Genomic DNA, 20,860 nt, shown 5'->3' with positions numbered 1-20,860 from the left:
CTTATCTGCTTACAGGGCCTTCATACGAATCATCGTCTTCAGGTTTTGGTTTCGGAGGTTCATTAGAAGTCTGTTGTGGCTCTGTAAGAATATCTTTTTGGATATCTTTCATCGGATTGAAATCTTTTGCAGCATCTTTAACCTTCTCGATTTCACGTTTTATCTCAGAAACAGGATTATCCGTTTCCTTCATAATTTCCGTTTTAATATCTTCTACGGCACCACGCATTTTTCTCACACCTGCTCCTAGGTCACGTGCAATCTGCGGAAGCTTATCCGGTCCGAATAATACAACAATTGCCACAGCAATCAGTGCCATTTCTCCAATACTTAATTCCATGCCGTAAAATTACGAAACATTATACATATATATTACACAACGGGGATATTTTAAACAAATTTTAAGATATGTGAAGAGAGGGAGCCGGTTTCTTGTTATTGGTTGATTGCTGTTGGCCAGCTATTTTTCAGGAACTTTATTCCAATTTCTGTGTATATGCGGTGTCTCGCGAATCCCTATCAGGATGTATCCTAAAAGTGTGTTTTCTAAGAGAAAAAAGAAGACTCACCAATTTCATGGATGAAGCACTCCCATTTTCAGTATATGACCATCAGGAGAATATGTCTAGACTTACTCTAAGAATCTTTAGAAAATTAATATTTTAAATTATTAATTTTAATCGAAATCAGGTTATTAATATGTCAACCCCAGCAGACTCATTAATTTTTCTGCTGCTTTTTAATTGCTTTTTTCTGAAAAGCCAGGTAAGTAATCACAACACTTACTGCCATCAAGATAAATGCAAGGAAGAACGGTGCTCCAGAGAATTTGAACGGTGCTTCATCATGGGTGAAAAAGTAAAATAAATTTGTCATCATCGGAGGCCCGATAATGGAGGTAGCACTCATTAAACTCGTTAATGCCCCCTGTAGCTCTCCCTGTTCATTCGAAGGTACACTTTTCGTGATCACCGACTGAAGTGCGGGACCACAAATTCCCCCCAGGCAGTAAGGAATAAGGAAAGCAAACATCATCCAGCCCTGGGTCGCAAAAGCGAATAATAACATCCCGATGGCGTATAAGGTCAACCCGTAATAAATACTTTTTTCTTCCCCGAATTTCGGAGTTGTCCAACGAATTAATCCACCTTGCACCAGACCGACGAGTAAACCTACCACTCCTAGTGAAATTCCGACCATTCTTTCATCCCATTTGAACTCGTACATGGTAAAAAAGCTCCAGTTGCTTTGAACGGCGTGTCCCGCAATGTAGATTAATATTAATGAAACGATAAGGCCTGAAATTTCAGGGTGCTTTCCTAAAAACTTAAAAGAACCGATGGGATTGGCTCTTTTCCAGTTGAATTCTCTTCTTTTATCTTTATCTAAACTTTCAGGCAGGATAAAATATCCGTACAGGAAATTTAATAAGCATAAAACTGCTGCCGCATAAAAAGGTACCCGCGCGCCGTAGTGTCCTAAAATGCCACCTAAAACAGGGCCTATTATAAATCCCAACCCGAACGCTGCTCCGATAAGACCAAAATTCTTTGCACGATCTTCATCCGTGGAAATATCAGCAATATAAGCACTCGCTGTGGTAACACTTGCCCCTGTAATTCCGGCAATAACTCTCCCTAGAAACAGCCAAAGAATAGTGGGCGCCAGTGCAAGCAAAATATAATCAATGGCAAAACCGAACAGTGAGATCAGAATAATGGGTCTTCGTCCGTATTTATCGCTCAGGTTCCCAACTACAGGAGAGAAGATAAACTGTGTAAATGCATAGGCAAATCCCAGCCAGCCGCCATATTTTGCAGCTTCACTTATGTCCGCATGAATCAATTCCTCAATAAGTTTCGGAACCACCGGAATGATGATTCCCCATCCCGTAATGTCAATCAGTAACGTAATAAAAATGAAGCTCATCGCAGCTTTCTTCTTCGAGTTTTCCATAATGCTGCAAAAATAATCAAATCGGGAAAAATAATGATTCTAAATTAGTTTTAGTTTTTAGTTGATGGTTGATGGTTTCTTGTTTTTAGTTTATAGATTGATTGATGTGTATAAAATTTCTTTAATTCAGACTTTTATTTTTAGACACTGTCATCCTGAGCGCGAAGCAGTCGAAGGATTTTTGTTTTACCATTTTATCTTTGAAATTTCCTGTACATTATTCAACCCCTGCGGGGTTATACCATCATTAAATACTAGTTCATCGGATTTCATCCGACGCTACTGATATTTACCCCTTTCGGGGTTTATTAAGGTTAATTCAAAAAGAAAACGGTATTAGGTTGAAACTATTTTTTTTTCAATTTTTTAAATGAATGACAACTCCCCTAGCCCAGATTGCAGCGGTTACCCCGGAACTGAGTGGAGCGTTTTAGAGAAGGAGGGTTTTAGGGGTGGAGAGCGTTGGCAAGCTTCGGGGTGAGGAGTATGAGCGGAAAGCTGGAAATAGCTTCTAAAAACATATCTTTCTATTACCATAAACTTTATCAACTATCAAACCAGAAGTTAACAACTTTTACGCACGAAAAAAGCCTTTCAAATTGAAAGGCTTTTTCTTATTTATTGTAGTATAAATTATTTTGAAGCAAGTACTTCTTTGTTTGAAGTTGTTTTACCGTGAACTTCGTCCTCTTTTCCGGTCTTCAGGAAGTCATAGGCAATTGCCGATGCAATGAAGATGGATGAATATGTACCGAAACCGATACCTACCAATAGAGCAAACATAAATCCTCTCAGGTTATCTCCACCAAAAATGAAGATCGCCAAAATTACTAAAATCGTAGTAAATGAAGTGTTGAATGTTCTACCTAGTGTACTTGAAATAGAGTCATCGAATAAACCAGCTAATGTTAATGATTTTTTCTCTCTCAAATATTCTCTAATTCTGTCGAAGATAATTACCGTATCGTTGATTGAATATCCTAATACGGTAAGGATTGCCGCGATGAAATCTTGGTTGATCTCCATATTGAATGGCATATACTTGTGAAGCAGTGAATATGCTCCCAAAATGATTACCGCATCGTGGAACAATGCCGCAACCGCACCAAGAGAGAACTGCCATTTTCTAAATCTCACCAAAATATAGATAAAGATACCTGCCAAGGCAGCAACTACTGCCAAGGTACCGTGCAATTGGATGTCATCAGCAACGGTAGGACCTACTTTTTCAGAAGAGATAATTCCTGCATGCTCTTTATCTGCAGATTTGAAATCATGCATTGTGATGCCTGCCGGTAAATGAGATTTTAAACCATCAAATAGTTTTTGTTCAACAGTTTGATCCGCTTTTAAAGATTCATCATCAATAAGGTAATCCGTAGAGATCTTCAGCTGCTGGTCGTTTCCGAAAGTTTTGGCTTCAACAGATGAGTTTTTACCATCAGCAGTCTGGAACATTTTAACCAAATTAGTTTCAACGTCTTCAGCATTTACCGGTTTATCAAATCTTACTACGTAGTTTCTACCTCCTGTAAAATCGATCCCATATTTGAATCCATGAATAGCAATTGACGCAATACATACCACTGTAAGAACTGCAGAAATGATATATGCATATTTTCTTTTCCCGATAAAATCGATCCACGTATTTCTGAATAGGTTTTTTGTTGGAGCCGTCCAAACAGAAAGCCCTTTTCCTTTTCCAAGTCTGTGGAAGATCATTACTCTTGAAAGCAATACCGAAGTAAAGAATGTCATCAGGATACCGATTCCTAAAGTCAAAGCGAATCCTTTGATAGGACCTGTTCCGAATAGGAAAAGTACACCGGATGTTAATAATGTTGTTAAGTGACCGTCAACAATTGCACTCAATGCATGTTTGAAACCATCTTTATAGGCCTCTAAAATACTCTTTCCTGCAAATAGCTCTTCCTTGGTTCTCTCGTAGATAATTACGTTTGTATCGACCGCCATAGCCATTGTAAGAACGATACCAGCGATACCTGGAAGTGTCAATGTAAAGTCTCCGGAATCCATGATTCCGAAAATATAGAATAAGTTGATGATCATTGCAATTACAGCGTACACCCCTGCACCACCGTAATAGAAAATGATATAAACAATAATAATTAAGAATGCAATGCCGAATGAAAGCATACCCGCATCAATAGATTCCTGTCCTAATGACGGACCTACCTGCGTAGCCTGAACTACTTTTGCACCTGCAGGTAATTTACCAGCTCCTAAAACGTCTACTAATTCTTTAGCTTCTTCCTGAGAGAAGTTACCAGAGATCTGAGTTCTACCGTTAGGGATGGCCCCCACAACGTTTGGTGCTGTGTACACTCTGTTATCAAGTGTTACAGCCACTGGTTTTCCAACGTTTTTCTCCGTTAATGTTTTCCACTCTTTAGCACCTTTAGAGTCCATCTGCATGTCTACCACTACTCTGCTCAACTCATCATAGCTGATGTTTGCAGTTTCTACAGAACCATCTACAGGAGCTTTTTGGTTAATGTTACCTCTGATTGCGTACAATACCAAACTTTCAGTATCTGTAGACTCAGGCTTGTAACCCCACATAAACTGGGTATATTTAATGTTTGCAGGACGCAAAGACTGAGCAATTTTGCTGTTCAAGATTTTGTTAACAGCAGCTGTATCAGATAATTTTACGTTGGCAACACCGCTTGTTCTTAATTTGTCAAGGTGTAGAAGATTCATGAAGTTTGTATTCTTCGCAACTCCCATAGAATCACCTTTTGCAGAAACCATTGTAGTTAATGACTGGAAATAAGGAGCGATTTCAGGAACCTGCTGTACTTCCCAGAACTGAAGTTTTGCGGAAGTCTGAAGCATTTTTTTCACTTTATCGATATCTTTCATACCCGGCATTTCCACAGAAATTCTTGCAGTACCCGGTACTCTCTGAACGTTTGGCTGCACCGCCCCCATTTTATCGATTCTCGTTCTGATCACCTCGAAAGCTGTACCTACAGAAAGATCAATTCTTCTTTTTACGATGCTTTTTACCTGCTCGTCTGAAGTATTATACTTGATCTCTGAAAGATTTGTGTTTCCGAAAAGCTCAGGATCAGCAAGTTTCAGGTTGGTACCTTTCGCTTTGTTGATCGCATCGAATTGATCAAAGAAATTATCGATGTAAGATTTTGTAGAATTTTTCTGAACTTCATCGGTCTTGTTCAAAGCTTCGATCAAGATCGGGTTGGTAGAATAATTTGTTAAATCATTCACCAAGTCTCTCTGGTTGATCTCCAAAAGAACGTTGATTCCCCCTTTCAAGTCCAAACCAAGTTTCATTTCCTTGTCTTTGGCTTTAGAGTAATAAAGTTTAGTAAATCCTAAATTCAAAGTATCCTTAGAAAGCTTTAAGATTTCTTTCTGGTACTTCTCCGGATTGTCTCCTGCAATAGCAGTCGCCTGCTTTTCAATTTTGCTGGCGTACCATGTTGGTAATAGCTCATTTAAGCAAATTAACCCTAGTACAATAGCAACAATTGTAATAAGTCCTTTTCCTTGCATTTTGTTATAACTACGTTAAATTAAGTCGGCAAATATAATCATTTTATTGAATTTTATGAATTATTAACAACAGAAATCGTTTATTTTCAGATATATCGGCTCTCTCATTTACATTAAACATTTACTAACGATTGTTATAAATTTTAATTAATAATTCAATAGGGATTGGTATAAAATTTTCATTAGTAAATTCAACCCACTAACTATCAAAATATTATGAAAAAACTACTTTTTTGCGTAGGTATTTTTTCTTCTTTTATCGTTAATGCACAAAGCATTAATTTGGAAGAATTTGCTACCGGGCTTACCGCACCCGTTGAAATCACGAACGCCAACGACAGCCGATTGTTTGTTGTACAACAGAATGGAATGATCAAAATTATTCAGCCCGACGGATCGATTAATTCCGCTAATTTTTTAAATATCAGTTCTAAAATCACCTATGGAGGTGAAAGAGGACTTTTAGGACTGACGTTTCATCCGCAATACTCTACCAATGGGTATTTTTTTGTGTATTATAACAATACCGCAGGAAATATTATTGTGGCAAGATACACGGTAAGCGGAACCGATCCGAATGTGGCGGATCCCAATTCTGAAAAGATCTTGCTGAACATTCCCAAACCTTTTGACAATCACAACGGCGGAAGCATTCATTTTGCTCCGGACGGCAATCTCTGGATAGTTACCGGTGATGGTGGAAGCGGCGGAGATCCGAATAACAATGCTCAAAACAAAAATTCTCTGCTCGGAAAAATGTTGAGAATTGATGTGAATACAGAAACTGCACCTTATAATATTCCTACAGGCAATCCTTTTGTAGGAACCGACGGCGCAGATGAAGTTTGGGCATATGGACTTCGAAATGCCTGGAAATGGTCGTTTGACCTAACAACAGGCAATGCGATGATTGCCGATGTTGGACAAGGGCAAATTGAAGAAATCAACAGAATGCCGCTTACCCAAGGCGGAATTAATTACGGATGGCGATGCTACGAAGGAAACAGCGATTATAATACAACGGATTGCGCGGCTCAGTCTACGATGACTTTTCCTGTCGCAGTCTATGATCATTCGGGAGGGAAATGCTCCGTAACAGGAGGTTATGTTTATAGGGGGACGCAAAATCCGGATTTAGTCGGAAAATATTTCTTTGCCGATTACTGTTCTACCCAAATAGGAATCATGAGTACTGACAATTCTGTGGTATGGACACCTGCCTATTCCGGAAATAATTTTTCAACCTTTGGACAGGATTTTCAGAAAGAATTATATGTTGCTGCCGTGAATAATGGAAAAATTTACAAAATCACGACAAGTACGTTGGGAACTCAGGACGTTAATAATTTGGGGAATATCAGAATTTATCCGAATCCTGCTTCTGAGGAAATTTTTATTGATGGAATTCCAAATAAAAAAGTAACCGCAGAAATTTACACTACTGAAGGCAGGAAAGTTTGGGAAAATGATAAGGTAAAAGATGGGCAGAGTGTGGATATTACGGATGTCCCTGCGGGTGTTTACTATATCAATCTGAAATCAGGTGAAATGAATTCTTATAGCCAAAAGTTGATTGTTAAGTAATACATTTTAGGCTGGAAGAGAGAGGCTGTTTTGTTCATGGAATTTACGTTAAATAAAAAGCGATTCAACATTGAATCGCTTTTCTTTTATATCGTCATGGAGAAAATCCTTGTTTCAGGCTTATTTCTCAACATTCTCAAATCAAAAACCATGGCTACGTTTCTCGTAAACGCTCTTCCTTTTTCTGTAATTTTTATTTGGTGACCGTTTATTTCTACCAATTCATCTTTTTCCATTTCCTGAAGCATTTCAAATGCATTTTCAAGCTCAGGGAAAGAATTTTCTACCTCAAAAGAGGTTTCAAGCTGACACATTAAATTTAAGATATGTCTTCTCACCGTTAAATCTTCATTATTCAGAATATGACCTTTCACCACCGGAATTTCACCTTCTTCTACCATTTTCTGATATTCTTCTACCGTTTTTACGTTTTGCGCAAAAGCATACCAAGAATCTGAAATTGCTGACATTCCCAAACCAACCATCAACTGAGTATTGCTTGAAGTATACCCCATGAAATTTCGGTGGAGTTTTTTTTGAATTAAAGATTGATACAGATCATCATGTTCCAGAGAAAAATGATCCATTCCAACTTCAATATATCCTAAATCTTCCAGTAATTTTTTACCATCTTCATACAGACGCCGTTTCTCTTCACCACTCGGAAGGTCATTTTCATCAAAACCTCTTTGCCCAACCCCTTTTACCCAAGGTACGTGAGCGTAAGAATAAAAGGCTAATCTGTCCGGTTTCAATTCCATTGTTTTACGAATGGTATATTCCATTGCTTCCCAAGTCTGATGCGGAAGCCCGAAAACAAGATCATGGCTGATTCCTCTGTAACCAATCTCTTTCGCCCATTCCGTCACTCTTTGTACATTTTCAAAAGGCTGAATTCTGTTGATGGCTTTCTGAACTTTCGGGTCATAATCCTGAACACCAAAGCTCACTCTTCTGAAACCAAGATCATACAAAGTCTCAAGATGCTCTCTTGTTGTATTATTCGGGTGACCTTCAAAAGAAAATTCCGGATGTTCGGCAATCTCAACCGTTTCAAAAATACCCGACAGCATTTTTTTAAGATTTTCAGGAGAGAAAAACGTGGGTGTTCCGCCTCCTAAATGCAGTTCTTTCAACTTTGGTTTTTCCTCAAAAAGCTGAAGATACAATTGCCATTCTTTCAAAACGCTCTCCAGATAAGGTATTTCAACGCTATGCTGTTTTGTAATACGCTTGTGGCAGGCACAAAATGTACACAATGCCTCACAGAAAGGTAAGTGAATATAAATAGAAATTCCTTCTTCTGCATTACTTTCATTAAAAGACCTGATCACGCTTTCTTTCCATCTTTCAGGAGAAAAACTACTTTCGTCCCAGTAAGGAACGGTAGGATAAGACGTGTAACGAGGTCCCGGAATATTATATTTATCGATTAAAGAATTCATTACAATTTTAAATTTTCAGGGAAATCCTAAAGTGAATTTCACCATGCAAAATTAACTATAACTTCCCAATTTTAAATCATGAAATATATTAGGCTTTATCTATCATGTTTATTTTATAATCAATCTAAATACCTCTTCCGCAAAATTTTTACCCAAATCGATATATCCTGCGCTATCATAATGCCAGGGATCGTTTCCGTAATTGTATTTCTTTGTTGAACGGACGATCGCTGCTTTTTTATCATTTTTAACAAACTTTTCCTGAGCGTATTGCACCAGTTCTCCCATCGGCCATACTTTTCCGGCTTCATTTTTCCCTGAATCTGAAATTTTCCCAATCACCACCGGCAAATCATCAGCCAATAAAGTAGCTCTCATCTGATTCATCAACACTTTTACATGTTCATAATAACGATTGGCTATTTCTTCATTATAGCTCGCATCCCCTTCTCCCTGCATCCACAGAATACCGGAAGGAATAATCTCGTCTTTTTTGCCATTTCCGTCAATATCCGTTTCAGCTAAAGCATTTTTTACGGTTTTTAAAAAGTTATCATATTGATTGATTCCGTTTTTTCCGTTAAAATCGGCATCCCAGCAACCAAAACCCGCGGCAGCCAAACTATCAATAGAAGTGCCTTCTCTGGCATATTTTATCAGGGCAATTTTATCATTGGGGAAAAGTTCTTTCATTTTTTTAGCGAAAGACAATTCCAGCCCGAATCGGTCTGAAAGCGAATTTGTTTTTCCATCGGACTTAAAACCCGTTCCGTGTCCGGGCTTGAGAACATCCCATTTTCCGACTCCGCCATTCGTTTCACCATCCGGAACGGAATTTCCCTGAAAAATATAAACATCTTTAAAGGTTTTTAAATCATTCGGAAGGTCTTTATTATAGCCAAAACCGTTCATATTCGATTGACCCGCCAAAATAAAAACCCTAACTTTTTGAGAATAATATAAAGTAGGAATTAATAAAAGAAAGAATATTTTTAAGTTTTTCATGGGGAAAATTTAGTGAAAATTAATTTAAGAAGAATCTTTATTTCTTGACTATTAAACGAGAATTCCGTCAGTTCGAGTAGCGCAGCATATCGAGAACTGTTTGATGAAATGCTTTTTATTTAATCTTAAAATAAAGTTCTCGATACATTTTTCTTCGCTTTGCTGCGAAAAACACTCGAACTGACGGAGCGCATCTTTAAATTCAAATAAAGAATTAAAACTTTAATTTCAAAATAGAAATTCTATCTTTTCCTGCTACAACGACTGTACTCTCATCAACCCATTCGCATGTAAAAAGACTCTTTTCTTCGGATATTTTTGTCCAAGTCTTGCCGTAGTCGCTGGAAAATTCAATATTTTTCGATCCAATCGTAATCATATCTTTTCCATTACTGTGAGGTCTAATTTTTACGCAAGATTTATAACCTCCATTCTTACCGGAAGCTTGTATTTTCCAATCTTTACCACCGTTATTGGTTGTGGCAATGTTGTTTTCGTTATCTTCAGGAGCCATATAATTTCCGCCTACAGCAACACCAAAGTTTTCATCTGAAAAATCAATTGAAAAAATGCCGGTTGAAAATCCGGTTTCCATACCCGTGTAAAACTGCTCAATTGTATTGTCTTTTGTATTTAATTTTAAAATTTTCCATGAGGTAGCAATCCAAATCCAATTTTCAAAAGCACTAATATTGGTATTACTTCCCGCAAAAGCACCTTCCCCTTTTCTTAAGAGAAGTTTATCATACAATTCAGAACTAAATTGTTTTTTATTGTAATCAAATTTAATAAATTTAAGTTTAAGATTCTTATCAGGATCACTATAGGTGTAGAATTTTCGTTTATGAGAGATTAATGCATCATAAAAAGCAGCTTTCGCGGTATCCTTAAATATCACTTCGGATTTTAAGCTTTTTTTTTCGATTTTAAAAAACTCTGCAGGACTTTCTACATTAATGGTGTAAAAGTATTTTTTATCCTGAGCCAACGTTCTGAATTGAAGATTCTTTTTTGAAAGCTGAATCTGTTTTTGATTGTTCGGATTTTTTAAGTCTACAAAGCCAAATTTAGAATCTGTTCCGCTGTACCAGACTTTATTGTCATATAACTCAATGGCACGGATGCTTATTTTATCATTAAAAATAGTGATAAAACTTTCAACTTGTTGAGAAAAGGCAAATATTCCCACAAAGGCAAATAAAACTAAAAGTAATTTTTTCATAGATAACAAAAATAAAAAAACCCGCCGAAGCGGGTGAGTATATTAGTCAATATTCTTATATTTTTCCGGATTGTTTAGCTTACTGTGCGATTTTCCGTACAGGAAGTATACCAAACCTCCAAGGAATAACCAACATGCAGAAAGCTCCAATGCATGAGCACTTAGGTTGAAAATCAAATATACATTGATGATTACTCCTAATGCTACCACTATTTTGTAAGCAGGCACTTTGAAAGGTCTTACAAGATCTGGCTGTCTTTTTCTCATGACCCAAACCGCGACACATACCAGTGTAAATGCAAACAGGGTTCCGAAACTCGTCATATCAGCCAATGTGGAAATTGGAGTAAATGCTGCGATAAATGCAACTACAACTCCCAACAGGATAATTCCTTTGTAAGGCGTTCTTGTTTTTGGGTGAAGTTCCCCGAAGAATTTAGGAATCAAGCCGTCTTTCGCCATTCCGATGAAAATTCTGGACTGTCCCATCATCATGACCATTACCACAGAAATTAAACCTACGGTAGCTGCAATCGTTACAATATTACTTGCCCAGTGTTTCCCTGCAATTTCGAAAGCATAAGCCACAGGCGCCTTAATCGCATCAGGAAATTTACCTTCAGGATTAAAGTCTGTATAGTGCATCATTCCTGTTAAAACAAGAGATACACAAATATATAAAGCAGTACAGATCAATAATGAAGTGATGATCGCGAAAGGAACGTCCTTCTTAGGATTAATCGCTTCTCCAGCCTGCGTGGACACCGCATCAAAACCGATATAGGCAAAGAAAATTGCCGCTGCTCCTGAAATAATTCCTTTGATACCATACGCTGAAACCATTTCACCTTCAGAATTTTTAATCAAAGTCTGATCCGGAATAAAAGGATTCCAATTTTTCACACCTTCCGCTGCGGTATACATTTCCGGGCTTGAAAATATGATAGAGGCTCCTGCAATCACCACAAACACCACTGCTGTTGTTTTTAGCAGTACAATTAAATTATTGGCTCCTGCAGCTTCCTTTGTCCCTTTTACCAACAGTCCGGTAATCAAAAGCACCAAAATAAAAGCCGGTAAATTCATTGAAAATCCTTCTCCGGTATAACTTGCCGGATCGGAAGTCAGATAAGACGGGAGATGAACACCAAAGATCTTGAGAAATTTCGTAAAATATCCGGACCAGCTCACCGATACCGCCATACTGGCCATTGCGTATTCTAAAATGAGACACCAGCCCATTGCCCAGGCAAAAATTTCACCTACTGTACCGTAAGCGTATGCATAAGCCGACCCCTCTACCGGAATAATGGACGCAAATTCAGCATAACATAAAGCAGCAAAAACACAGGCAATACCAGCAACGATGAAAGAGATTGCCAATGCCGGCCCCGCGTGATAATAAGCACCTGTACCGGTAAGTACAAAAATTCCTCCACCAATAATCGCTCCTACTCCAATTGCGGTTAAACTCCATTTACCAAGGACTTTTTTCAGCTCGCTCTTTTGCATATCTGCCTCATAGGCACTTAGCGGCTTCTTAATCCAAATTTTAGACATATTTTTTATTTATTAAAGATTTACGAAAATATAAAAATTTTGGAAATCATAAGGTTTATTGATAAACTTTCATTAATTAATTTAGATACAAATGGTTAAAAACTAAAATTGCATATTATTTAAATTATTTTAAAACCTGCTGTTTTTTGCGTATTTTTGAACACATGAATTTATACGATCTTTTCGTAAGCCCTTACAAAGCCTACAGTTATTTAGATATATTCCTTGAAGGCTCAGCTGCTTTTTTCGGAATTCTAAGCGTATATTTTTCAATTAAAAAAAATATCTGGGTTTATCCCACGGGAATCATTTCTACCCTGATTTACGTTTACATTCTTTTCAATTTCGGGTTGCTTGGTGATTGCATGATTAATGTATATTATACCGCCATCAGCATCTATGGCTGGATCTTATGGTCTAAAAATTCAGAGGATAATATTCATGTAGATGTAAAATGGGCAGAAAAAAAAGAATGGATATATGGGATTTTACTTTTCATTATAAGTTTAATCTTAGTAACTATAGTATATTATTTTAAACCCTATATCGACAATCAATTTTCAATGGAAAAGGTAAATCTTGGTCTTTACCATCTGGATTGGGCCAACTGGCTGGATGTAGTCACCACTTCCACCTTTTTACTCGGCATGTGGCTGATGGCGAAAAGACGCATAGACAGTTGGATTTTCTGGATCATCGGAGATATCATTTGCATTCCTATGATGATTTATAAAGGTCTCGGCATCACTTCGGTGCAATATTTGGTATTTACTATAATGGCGATCTCAGGATACGTCAATTGGGAAAAAAGTTTTAAAGCAAAAAAAGTACAGTAAAGTCATGAAAAATTTATTAAAAATAACATTAAGTATTTTCGCTATAGCCAGCTTATCATCTTGTATCGCCTATTCAGACGGCTATGCGAGTACAGGAGGATATGGTGATCCTTATTACAATAATGGGTATTACTATGCACCTTCAGGATATTATGGAAACGGAGGATATTGGGGTAACGATGGATATTATTACAGAAATGATGTTAATTATTACTATGATAACGGCGCTCCTTACTATTACTACAATTATAATAATTCAAGAAGAAAAGTATATGTAGAAAGAAGATCCAGCGGTCAGGGACAGAATACGTATCAGGGAAGTTTCGGAAACTCCAACTCTAACAATAACAGCGGAAGAAATAATTCAGGAGGATTCAGAAATTCTAATTCTCAGGGGAATAACAACAGTGGGGGTTTCAGAAATTCAAACTCGAACAGTAATCAGGGAGGATTCAGAAACCAGCAGCAAAACAACAGCCAGAGACAGAACAACAGCGGTTTCAGGAATCAGCAGCAGTATAATACACAGCCACAACAGAATAACAACAGTGGCGGTTTCAGAAATACAACTCCTCAGCCGCAACAGCAGCAGAATAATTCAAATTCAGGAGGATTTAGAAACAGTTCGCCAACTACACAGCAGAACAGCTCTTCTTCCTCATCAGGATCAGGAGGTTTCAGAAGATAATATAATCATTCTAAATAAGAAAACGAGCAGCTAACACTGTTCGTTTTTGTTTTAAATATTTAGTAATTTTGTAAGTTAATTCTTTAGACAAATAAGAGAAAAAATATGGAATTTTATAAATATCAGGGGACAGGCAACGATTTTGTAATGCTTGATAATCGTTCCGGAGAGTGGAATGATTTATCAATAGAAAATATCCAGAAACTCTGCGACCGCCGTTTCGGAATTGGCGCGGACGGACTTATCAAAATAAATCATGCGGAAGGCTATGATTTCGAAGTGGATTACTATAATTCTGACGGTTCTAAAAGTTTCTGTGGAAACGGAGCGCGTTGTTCGGTGGCGTTTGCTTTTTTCTTAGATATTTTTGAAGGTAAATGTAAGTTTATCGCCATCGATGGTGAGCATGATGCGGAAATTCATAACGGAATTATTAAACTTAAAATGAAAGATGTGGATCTGATTTCAAATGACGGTGACGATACAGTGATGGACACCGGATCGCCCCATTATGTAAAATATGTTGAAGATATTGTGAATTACAACGTCTTTGCCCATGGGAACGGAATCAGAAATTCTGAAAATTATAAAGAAAAAGGGATTAACGTGAACTTTGTTGAAAAAATTTCTGAAGAAGAGATTTTTGTAAGAACCTATGAACGAGGCGTTGAGGACGAAACCTTCAGTTGCGGAACGGGAGTTACGGCTTCGGCTTTAACTTTTCTGCAAAATAACAATCTAATTTCTGTAAAAGTTAAAACGCTGGGCGGAAATCTTAAAGTATATGCCGAAAAAAACGGAGATTATTTCCAGAATATTTGGCTTGAAGGCCCGGCAAAGCAGGTTTTTAAAGGAAAGGTAGACCTTTTATAAAAATTCAGTCAACTTTTAATCAACATTTATGAAAAAAGCAATTTTCATCATTATCCTACTTGTTGTGGTAGTAGGTGGATTTTTTGGTTTGAGATTTTATAATAAATATTACGGCAACAATGTAGAAAATGACGGTTATGTTTTGATTCCGCATCAGGCGAGCTTTAAACAAATATTAGACTCGGTCGGAAAATATGTAAAAGACAAAGAATCTTTCGAAACCGTTGCTAAAATGAAAGGGCTGGAACAAAGTTTCAAACCGGGACGTTATCATTTTCAGAAAGGATTGGGGAATACCAATTTGGTGAATATGATCAAAGCCGGAAACCAAAGCGAGAACAGTTTTAGAATTGGTGATTTTGGAGACATCTACCAGATGGTGGGTAAAGTAACCAAAAAAACAGAGCTGGATTCTTTAAAATTTGTAGATAATCTGAACAGTATCGCCACCGAAAAAGGCTATAAAAATGCTGAAGATCTGAAAAAATATTTCTTCATCGATACCTATAATTTTTTCTGGACGGTTACTCCGAAAGAGTTTTTCAAAAAATTCGAAGATCAGTACAATGATTTTTGGAACAGCGAAAGAAAAGCGAAAGAGCAACAATCAGGTTTAACGAGAGATCAGGTTTATGCTTTGGCATCCATCGTTTATAAAGAATCGGGAGGAAAGAAGGATGAAATGAGAACTATTGCGGGATTATATTTAAACCGTTACAGAAAAGGCATGAAACTTCAGTCTGACCCAACGGTAATTTATGCAATCAACCAGCAAACGAATTTTAAAGAATCGATAAAAAGAGTTTTTTATAAGCATCTGTCTACTCCGTCGCCTTATAATACGTATGCTAATAAAGGAATTCCCCCGGGGCCAATCTGCATCGTTGATAAAAACTCTGTAGATGCTGTTTTGAATGCAGAAAGCAACGATTACATTTTTATGTGTGCTGATCCAGCGAGATTCGGTTATCACAAATTTACGGCAAGTGCCGAACAGCATGCTATTAATGCAAAAGCGTATCAGGACTGGCTGAATTCAAAAAATATTAAATAGAAGAAAAAATTAACTTTAATTTAACAATATAATAATTAACATTTAGTCCTAAAAGACGACATATACATTACAAATACATAAACTACCCTAGTATTTTAAAATTTAAGCATTTATTAAATTCACAATACTAGGAATATTACTTTCACGATTTTACACAAAAACAAATCTATGAATCAGACGGAAATTATTAACCTTTTTACAAAGAAAACTCTCGGGCTTACCTTTGTTCTATCGGCGGCGGCATTTGCTTTTGGTCAGGAGAAAGTGGGTGTATCGGGATCGGTTGTCAATAAGAGCAACCAGCCTGTGCCTTACGCATCTGTGACATTCAGCAATAAAGAAAACAAGCTTTTCAGTGATGCTACGCTAACCGACGAAAAGGGACAATATAAACTGGATCTTGCACCAGGCAATTATGATATTACAGTAGAAGCAATCGATTACAAGAAAAGCCTCATCAACAAACAAATTACGGCTGCAGGAAACATCGGTGCTCTATCTATTGAACCTGAGGCAAGCGGTGCCACTAATGTAAAAACTCAGGACATCCAGGGAGTTACCATTACGGTTCAGGCAACGAAGCCTTATAAAGTAGAGCTCGATAAAAAAACATACGATCCGTCTCAAGATATTGTAAGTAAAGGAGGAAATCTTCAGGATGTTTTAACAAACGTTCCATCGGTTTCTGTGGATACAGATGGTACTGTTTCGATGAGAGGAAGCAGCAATGTAAGATTTTTAATCAACGGAAAACCTTCTGCTTTATTGGGAATTGATGATGGTGCGAATGCGTTACAAAGTATTCCTGCTGATCAGATTGAGAGGATTGAAGTAATTACCAATCCTTCTTCAAAATTTGAAGCTTCGGGAACTGCGGGTATTTTAAATATTATTTTAAAGAAAAGCAAGAAAACAGGTTTTAACGGCAGTGTTATTGGTACTTTAGGATATCTTCCTCAGACTAATTTAAATGCAAACCTGAACTGGAGAAAAGGAAATTTCACTTGGTTTTTAAATGGTGGCGGTGGCTACAGAGAATCTAAAAACACCAATAGGAATAATGACTATTTTAACAATGCTTCATTACCGGACGATTTAGTTCAAAGAAATACTAATTCTGAAACTAAAAATAAAAATAATAACTATAATGCTTCTGCTGGAATAGTATACGACATTAATGAAAAAACATCGGTAAATGCATCGGGTACTGTAAGAACTTTTGACAGTGAAAATATTGGCAATATCGCTTATAATTATACTCCTTTAACAGATCCTTTTTATACATCGAACAGACGTACGCTAGGTAGCAATAATAATCTTGCTTTTCAGGGTGACTTTGGGTTAGATCATAAGTTTGACGATAAAGGGCAAAATTTATCATTATCATTAAGCTTACAAAGAAGCCGATCTTACAATGACACGAATATTGATGATACTATTGATGATTTAAAAAATGTTATTAATCAAAATACCATCAACAAATCTGTAATCGGTAAAATTGATTATGAATTGCCAATCGGTGAAAATTCAAAATTAGAAGCAGGATACAGAGTTGACATAAACTCTAATGACTACAGCAATGATGTTAAAGAAAGTACTTCTACAAAGCCTGTTTTAGATTTTCTTACACCCTACACTTATGACGCAACTTATAAAGAAACGTTCAATGCTTTTTATTTACAGTTTAAAAGTAAAATAGGAAAGTTAGGATACCAAGTAGGTGTAAGGGATGAATTGTCCAATGTAGATATCAATTATCAAAGTCTGAATCCTAATGTAGATAAACTTATAACAACCAAAAATTATAACAATCTATTCCCTAGTGTTTATTTAAGCTATGAGTTTGCCAAAGACAATCAGCTATTGGTAAATTATACCAGAAGAATAGACCGCCCAAGATCGTTCTTTATGATTCCTAATCCGAATTATAATGATAACCAGAATATCTTTGACGGAAACATTAACCTTAACCCTTCTTATGTTGATTCATATGAATTCGGTTACAGTATTGCTAAAAAGAAATTTACGATCAACCCGACATTGTATTACAGACATCAAACTGATGATACAAAAATGCTGGTTTATAATAAATTAGCAACCAATACTGATGGTACCTTTGTAGATCCTAAACGTATTGAATCTCACACAAAACCTATTAATTTAGGAACAGATGACCGTTTTGGTTTAGATTTAAACTTTAACTGGGACGCAACAAGCTGGTTAAAATTCTTAGGAAATGTAGATTTATTCGGATATAACACAAAAGGAAGTACTTTGTATGATACATTTGATAAAGACAAAAACCCTATCCAAGCTACAGCCAACTTCAATGGTAAAGGTTTCTCTACGAGAGCCAGACTTTCTTCTACCATTAAAGTAGACAAAACATTTAGTTTCCAGCTTCAGGGATTCTATAGAGGAGGTCAGAAAACAGCATATCAGGAAAGAAAAGATATGTATGCGGTGAACTTCGGAGCATCTAAAACAATCTGGAAAGGAGACGGAACCATTGCTTTCAATGTTCAGGATATATTTAATACAAGAGCTATGAGATCTACAACGTACACTGAAAACAGTGTGAGAGACTCTTATATGCAATGGCAACCAAGACAGTTTTCGGTTTCTCTTACTTATCGATTTAAGCAGGGAGAAAAGATTGATCAGCCAAAAAGAAAGAAAGACATCAACTCCAATGCTACAGGAGACGATCAGCAAGGAGGCCCAATGTAATAAAACAAAAAATCCCGAAATATGTGTTTCGGGATTTTTTTTATGCTTTAAAGCTTACTTTACAGACTCCTGAGATAATTTTCTGCTTTCTGCTTCAAAAATTCTTTTTCTCAGGTCGCTTGAAGAAAACCTATGATCTCTTTTGTTATAATAGATCTCGATACCTTTCTCTTCACAGTATTTTTTACCTGTAAAATCTCTGTCTAAATAATCATCTCCAATGATTCTTACATCAATCACAAAAGACTTCAAAATATCCTCTAAATCCTCTTCCGTATAATAAGGAATAATCTCGTCTACCGCATTTACCGCTTTCAACTGAATATATCTCTCAACAATAGTCTGAGTCGGTTTATTTTTTGTCGGGCGGTCATGAGAAGGATCTATCTGAAGACCTACAATCAGATAATCACATATCGTTTTTGCTTCTTCCAACATCTTAATGTGCCCTGCGTGTAATAAATCGAACGAGGAAAACGTAATGCCTATTCTTTCTGTTTTCATATAAGTATTTTTAAAATTTCGCCGATATTAATATTATTTCAATCTAATAAAACAGCGATTAGGGGAAAAATATTTTTAATTTGTTTTTATAAATGTATTAATTTTTTCTGTTATCACTTCAAAAATCTTAGTGTAACAATTCTAGTTTTTCTGAAGCTAATCTTATCCGAAGCTTTAATAATTTAAGCATTTCTCGATTCCAAATACTTTTGCCACTCCCAAGTAGTCTTTAAAGCATTTTCTAAGCTCGTTTCAGATTTCCAGTTCAGTTCTTTTGCCGCCTTGTCTGCATTGGCGTAAGCTACTGTAATATCACCTTCTCTTCTCGGACAAATCTGATAAGGAACATCAACATTATTCGCTACTTCAAAAGCTTTTACAACTTCCAAAACAGAAGAACCTTTTCCTGTTCCCAAGTTGTAAATATCAATGGTTTCTTCTTCAGATCTATCGTCCATTAATCTTTTTAAAGCGGCAACGTGCGCTTTAGCCAAATCAACCACATAAATATAATCACGAACTGCAGTTCCATCCACAGTCGGGTAATCATCACCCCAAATACTTAGCTTTTCTCTGATGCCCGCCGCAGTTTGCATAACGTAAGGTACTAAATTATTTGGAATTCCGATCGGTAATTCCCCTAATTTTGCAGAAGGATGCGCACCAATAGGATTAAAATATCTTAATAACGAAATTTTACGTTGATACGCTTTAGCAAAATCAATTAAAATCTCTTCGCCCATCTGTTTTGTTTTACCATAAACACTTTCCGGCATTTTCAGCGGTGTATTTTCGTCGATAGGCATTGTATCTGCCTGCCCGTAAACCGTACAAGATGAACTGAAAATAAAGTTAGAAATATTTCTTTCTTTAAATTCCTGAAGAATATTAATCAGTGAAAATAAATTATTCTCATAATAATCTACCGGCTTTATCTGGCTCTCTCCCACTGCTTTTGAAGCCGCAAAATTAATACAACCTTCAATTTCATAAGCATCAAAAACCTGAGTCAGTAAATCTCTTCTCTTTAAATCAAAAGGATAAAAAGCTGGTTTTTTTCCTGTAACTTCCTCAACATTTTTTAAGATGAATTTTTCTGAATTCGATAAATCATCTACAATAACAACTTCAAAATTGTTATTCAAAAGTTCTACAACTGTGTGAGAACCAATATATCCAAGTCCTCCTGTGACTAATATTGCCATTTTTATGTTTTTTTAGGACTTTGTCAAAGCTTTAAGTCTTTGACAAAGTTGATATTCACTTCTTTTTGATGTGATTTAATAAAATTTTCACGACCATCAAATAAATCCAGCACAAAATCACGCCTCACATTTGTTTCTGCTCCGGAAATGACTGCCGAATAAGATGAAAACCGATAGTTCTGAAAGCCCTCAGGATTCTGATGTATATAGATGATCAAATTTTTCAAATAATCATCCGATTCAACCAGTATTCTTTTAAAAGGTGATTCGAAAAGAGGTCCGCTTCGCTGATATACCTTATTAAAAGACTGAGTGTAGCTACTCATCAATTTTGCAATTGCTTTACTAAAAAAAACAATCTTTGGAATGCAATCCTTCCTTTTTAAAATGTGAAGAGCTCTCAACTTTCGGTTTAGTTTTAAGAAGAAAATGAAAGTGATTCGGCATTAAGCAATAAGCATATATATATCAAAATAAGGGATCATGAACAATTTGATTTTCTGAAGAAAATATTTATAATTTTCATTATTCAAAAAAACCAATTTGGAATTAACTCCCCGATTGAAAATATGGTAAAACTGATCTACCTCTAAATTACTTTCTCTTATCTTCATGTGTGTTTTTTTATATATAAACTTTGTCAAAGATTTTCAAC

At 36.4% G+C, this 20,860-nt stretch carries 16 protein-coding genes; 6 read left to right on the top strand and 10 right to left on the bottom strand.

From position 1 onward, the window contains the following. Nucleotide 1 precedes the first annotated feature (1 nt). The 3 genes from VUJ46_RS00430 to secD all read right to left on the bottom strand — a co-directional run bounded on the left by VUJ46_RS00430 (nucleotide 2) and on the right by secD (nucleotide 5,499). Complete coding sequence (locus VUJ46_RS00430) at nucleotides 2-340, bottom strand: Sec-independent protein translocase subunit TatA/TatB (protein WP_326983046.1); 339 nt, start codon at nucleotides 338-340, stop codon at nucleotides 2-4. A 380-nt stretch (nucleotides 341-720) separates the two neighbouring features. Beyond that, the gene (locus tag VUJ46_RS00425; protein WP_326983045.1) at nucleotides 721-1,956 is read right to left on the bottom strand and encodes a TCR/Tet family MFS transporter; all 1,236 of its coding nucleotides are present in this window, start codon (nucleotides 1,954-1,956) and stop codon (nucleotides 721-723) included. Between the two features lie 633 nt (nucleotides 1,957-2,589). Next, nucleotides 2,590-5,499 (bottom strand): protein translocase subunit SecD, encoded by a 2,910-nt coding sequence (secD, locus tag VUJ46_RS00420; protein WP_326983044.1) that lies wholly within the window; start codon nucleotides 5,497-5,499, stop codon nucleotides 2,590-2,592. A gap of 216 nt (nucleotides 5,500-5,715) precedes the next feature. On the opposite strand from secD, the gene VUJ46_RS00415 reads away from it, so the two are divergent. Continuing rightward, on the top strand, nucleotides 5,716-7,083 hold the full coding sequence (locus VUJ46_RS00415; protein WP_326983043.1) for a PQQ-dependent sugar dehydrogenase: 1,368 nt from the start codon (nucleotides 5,716-5,718) through the stop codon (nucleotides 7,081-7,083). A gap of 86 nt (nucleotides 7,084-7,169) precedes the next feature. Here the strand turns inward: VUJ46_RS00415 and hemN are convergent, their stop codons facing one another. The 4 genes from hemN to VUJ46_RS00395 all read right to left on the bottom strand — a co-directional run bounded on the left by hemN (nucleotide 7,170) and on the right by VUJ46_RS00395 (nucleotide 12,315). Further along, a complete protein-coding gene (hemN, locus tag VUJ46_RS00410; RefSeq protein ID WP_326983042.1) occupies nucleotides 7,170-8,528 on the bottom strand; it encodes an oxygen-independent coproporphyrinogen III oxidase in 1,359 nt (452 codons plus the stop codon). 108 nt (nucleotides 8,529-8,636) lie between these two features. After that, entirely contained in the window at nucleotides 8,637-9,533 is an 897-nt protein-coding gene (locus tag VUJ46_RS00405; RefSeq protein WP_326983041.1) for a sialate O-acetylesterase, read from the bottom strand. Between the two features lie 214 nt (nucleotides 9,534-9,747). Beyond that, nucleotides 9,748-10,755, bottom strand: coding sequence for a WD40/YVTN/BNR-like repeat-containing protein (locus VUJ46_RS00400; RefSeq protein ID WP_326983040.1), 1,008 nt, complete (start codon nucleotides 10,753-10,755; stop codon nucleotides 9,748-9,750). A 42-nt stretch (nucleotides 10,756-10,797) separates the two neighbouring features. Then, nucleotides 10,798-12,315, bottom strand: a complete 1,518-nt coding sequence (locus VUJ46_RS00395; protein ID WP_326983039.1) for an amino acid permease — start codon at nucleotides 12,313-12,315, stop codon at nucleotides 10,798-10,800. A 164-nt stretch (nucleotides 12,316-12,479) separates the two neighbouring features. Between VUJ46_RS00395 and pnuC the strand changes: the two genes are divergently transcribed. From pnuC to VUJ46_RS00370, 5 genes are all read left to right on the top strand, one after another. Continuing rightward, complete coding sequence (gene pnuC, locus VUJ46_RS00390; RefSeq protein WP_326983038.1) at nucleotides 12,480-13,151, top strand: nicotinamide riboside transporter PnuC; 672 nt, start codon at nucleotides 12,480-12,482, stop codon at nucleotides 13,149-13,151. Between the two features lie 4 nt (nucleotides 13,152-13,155). After that, nucleotides 13,156-13,839 (top strand): hypothetical protein, encoded by a 684-nt coding sequence (locus tag VUJ46_RS00385; RefSeq protein ID WP_326983037.1) that lies wholly within the window; start codon nucleotides 13,156-13,158, stop codon nucleotides 13,837-13,839. Between the two features lie 105 nt (nucleotides 13,840-13,944). Further along, nucleotides 13,945-14,712 carry a diaminopimelate epimerase gene (gene dapF / locus VUJ46_RS00380; protein ID WP_326983036.1) on the top strand — a complete coding sequence of 256 codons (768 nt, stop codon included), beginning with the start codon at nucleotides 13,945-13,947 and terminating at the stop codon, nucleotides 14,710-14,712. A 28-nt stretch (nucleotides 14,713-14,740) separates the two neighbouring features. Next, nucleotides 14,741-15,766, top strand: coding sequence for an endolytic transglycosylase MltG (gene mltG, locus VUJ46_RS00375; RefSeq protein ID WP_326983035.1), 1,026 nt, complete (start codon nucleotides 14,741-14,743; stop codon nucleotides 15,764-15,766). 168 nt (nucleotides 15,767-15,934) lie between these two features. Continuing rightward, on the top strand, nucleotides 15,935-18,496 hold the full coding sequence (locus VUJ46_RS00370; protein ID WP_326983034.1) for a TonB-dependent receptor domain-containing protein: 2,562 nt from the start codon (nucleotides 15,935-15,937) through the stop codon (nucleotides 18,494-18,496). 54 nt (nucleotides 18,497-18,550) lie between these two features. Here VUJ46_RS00370 and VUJ46_RS00365 read toward each other — a convergent pair whose 3' ends face one another. From VUJ46_RS00365 to VUJ46_RS00355, 3 genes are all read right to left on the bottom strand, one after another. Then, nucleotides 18,551-19,000 (bottom strand): adenylyltransferase/cytidyltransferase family protein, encoded by a 450-nt coding sequence (locus tag VUJ46_RS00365; protein WP_326983033.1) that lies wholly within the window; start codon nucleotides 18,998-19,000, stop codon nucleotides 18,551-18,553. A gap of 182 nt (nucleotides 19,001-19,182) precedes the next feature. Beyond that, nucleotides 19,183-20,205: a UDP-glucose 4-epimerase GalE gene (gene galE / locus VUJ46_RS00360; RefSeq protein ID WP_326983032.1), complete on the bottom strand. Its 1,023-nt coding sequence runs from the start codon at nucleotides 20,203-20,205 to the stop codon at nucleotides 19,183-19,185. A gap of 23 nt (nucleotides 20,206-20,228) precedes the next feature. Further along, nucleotides 20,229-20,531 (bottom strand): hypothetical protein, encoded by a 303-nt coding sequence (locus VUJ46_RS00355; RefSeq protein ID WP_326983031.1) that lies wholly within the window; start codon nucleotides 20,529-20,531, stop codon nucleotides 20,229-20,231. Between the last annotated feature and the right edge of the window lie 329 nt (nucleotides 20,532-20,860).

The sequence above is a fragment of the Chryseobacterium sp. MYb264 genome, assembly GCF_035974275.1.
Lineage (GTDB): Bacteria > Bacteroidota > Bacteroidia > Flavobacteriales > Weeksellaceae > Chryseobacterium.
The sequence above is the reverse complement of the archived record's forward strand: the minus strand, read 5'-3'. Positions and strand labels throughout refer to the sequence as shown.

Excerpts from the sequence above, each read along its gene's own strand:
- VUJ46_RS00430 (WP_326983046.1), bottom strand. The coding sequence starts at position 340 with ATGGAATTAAGTATTGGAGAAATGGCACTGATTGCTGTGGCAATTGTT.
- VUJ46_RS00425 (WP_326983045.1), bottom strand. The coding sequence starts at position 1,956 with ATGGAAAACTCGAAGAAGAAAGCTGCGATGAGCTTCATTTTTATTACG.
- secD (WP_326983044.1), bottom strand. The coding sequence starts at position 5,499 with ATGCAAGGAAAAGGACTTATTACAATTGTTGCTATTGTACTAGGGTTA.
- VUJ46_RS00415 (WP_326983043.1), top strand. The coding sequence starts at position 5,716 with ATGAAAAAACTACTTTTTTGCGTAGGTATTTTTTCTTCTTTTATCGTT.
- hemN (WP_326983042.1), bottom strand. The coding sequence starts at position 8,528 with ATGAATTCTTTAATCGATAAATATAATATTCCGGGACCTCGTTACACG.
- VUJ46_RS00405 (WP_326983041.1), bottom strand. The coding sequence starts at position 9,533 with ATGAAAAACTTAAAAATATTCTTTCTTTTATTAATTCCTACTTTATAT.
- VUJ46_RS00400 (WP_326983040.1), bottom strand. The coding sequence starts at position 10,755 with ATGAAAAAATTACTTTTAGTTTTATTTGCCTTTGTGGGAATATTTGCC.
- VUJ46_RS00395 (WP_326983039.1), bottom strand. The coding sequence starts at position 12,315 with ATGTCTAAAATTTGGATTAAGAAGCCGCTAAGTGCCTATGAGGCAGAT.
- pnuC (WP_326983038.1), top strand. The coding sequence starts at position 12,480 with ATGAATTTATACGATCTTTTCGTAAGCCCTTACAAAGCCTACAGTTAT.
- VUJ46_RS00385 (WP_326983037.1), top strand. The coding sequence starts at position 13,156 with ATGAAAAATTTATTAAAAATAACATTAAGTATTTTCGCTATAGCCAGC.
- dapF (WP_326983036.1), top strand. The coding sequence starts at position 13,945 with ATGGAATTTTATAAATATCAGGGGACAGGCAACGATTTTGTAATGCTT.
- mltG (WP_326983035.1), top strand. The coding sequence starts at position 14,741 with ATGAAAAAAGCAATTTTCATCATTATCCTACTTGTTGTGGTAGTAGGT.
- VUJ46_RS00370 (WP_326983034.1), top strand. The coding sequence starts at position 15,935 with ATGAATCAGACGGAAATTATTAACCTTTTTACAAAGAAAACTCTCGGG.
- VUJ46_RS00365 (WP_326983033.1), bottom strand. The coding sequence starts at position 19,000 with ATGAAAACAGAAAGAATAGGCATTACGTTTTCCTCGTTCGATTTATTA.
- galE (WP_326983032.1), bottom strand. The coding sequence starts at position 20,205 with ATGGCAATATTAGTCACAGGAGGACTTGGATATATTGGTTCTCACACA.
- VUJ46_RS00355 (WP_326983031.1), bottom strand. The coding sequence starts at position 20,531 with ATGAGTAGCTACACTCAGTCTTTTAATAAGGTATATCAGCGAAGCGGA.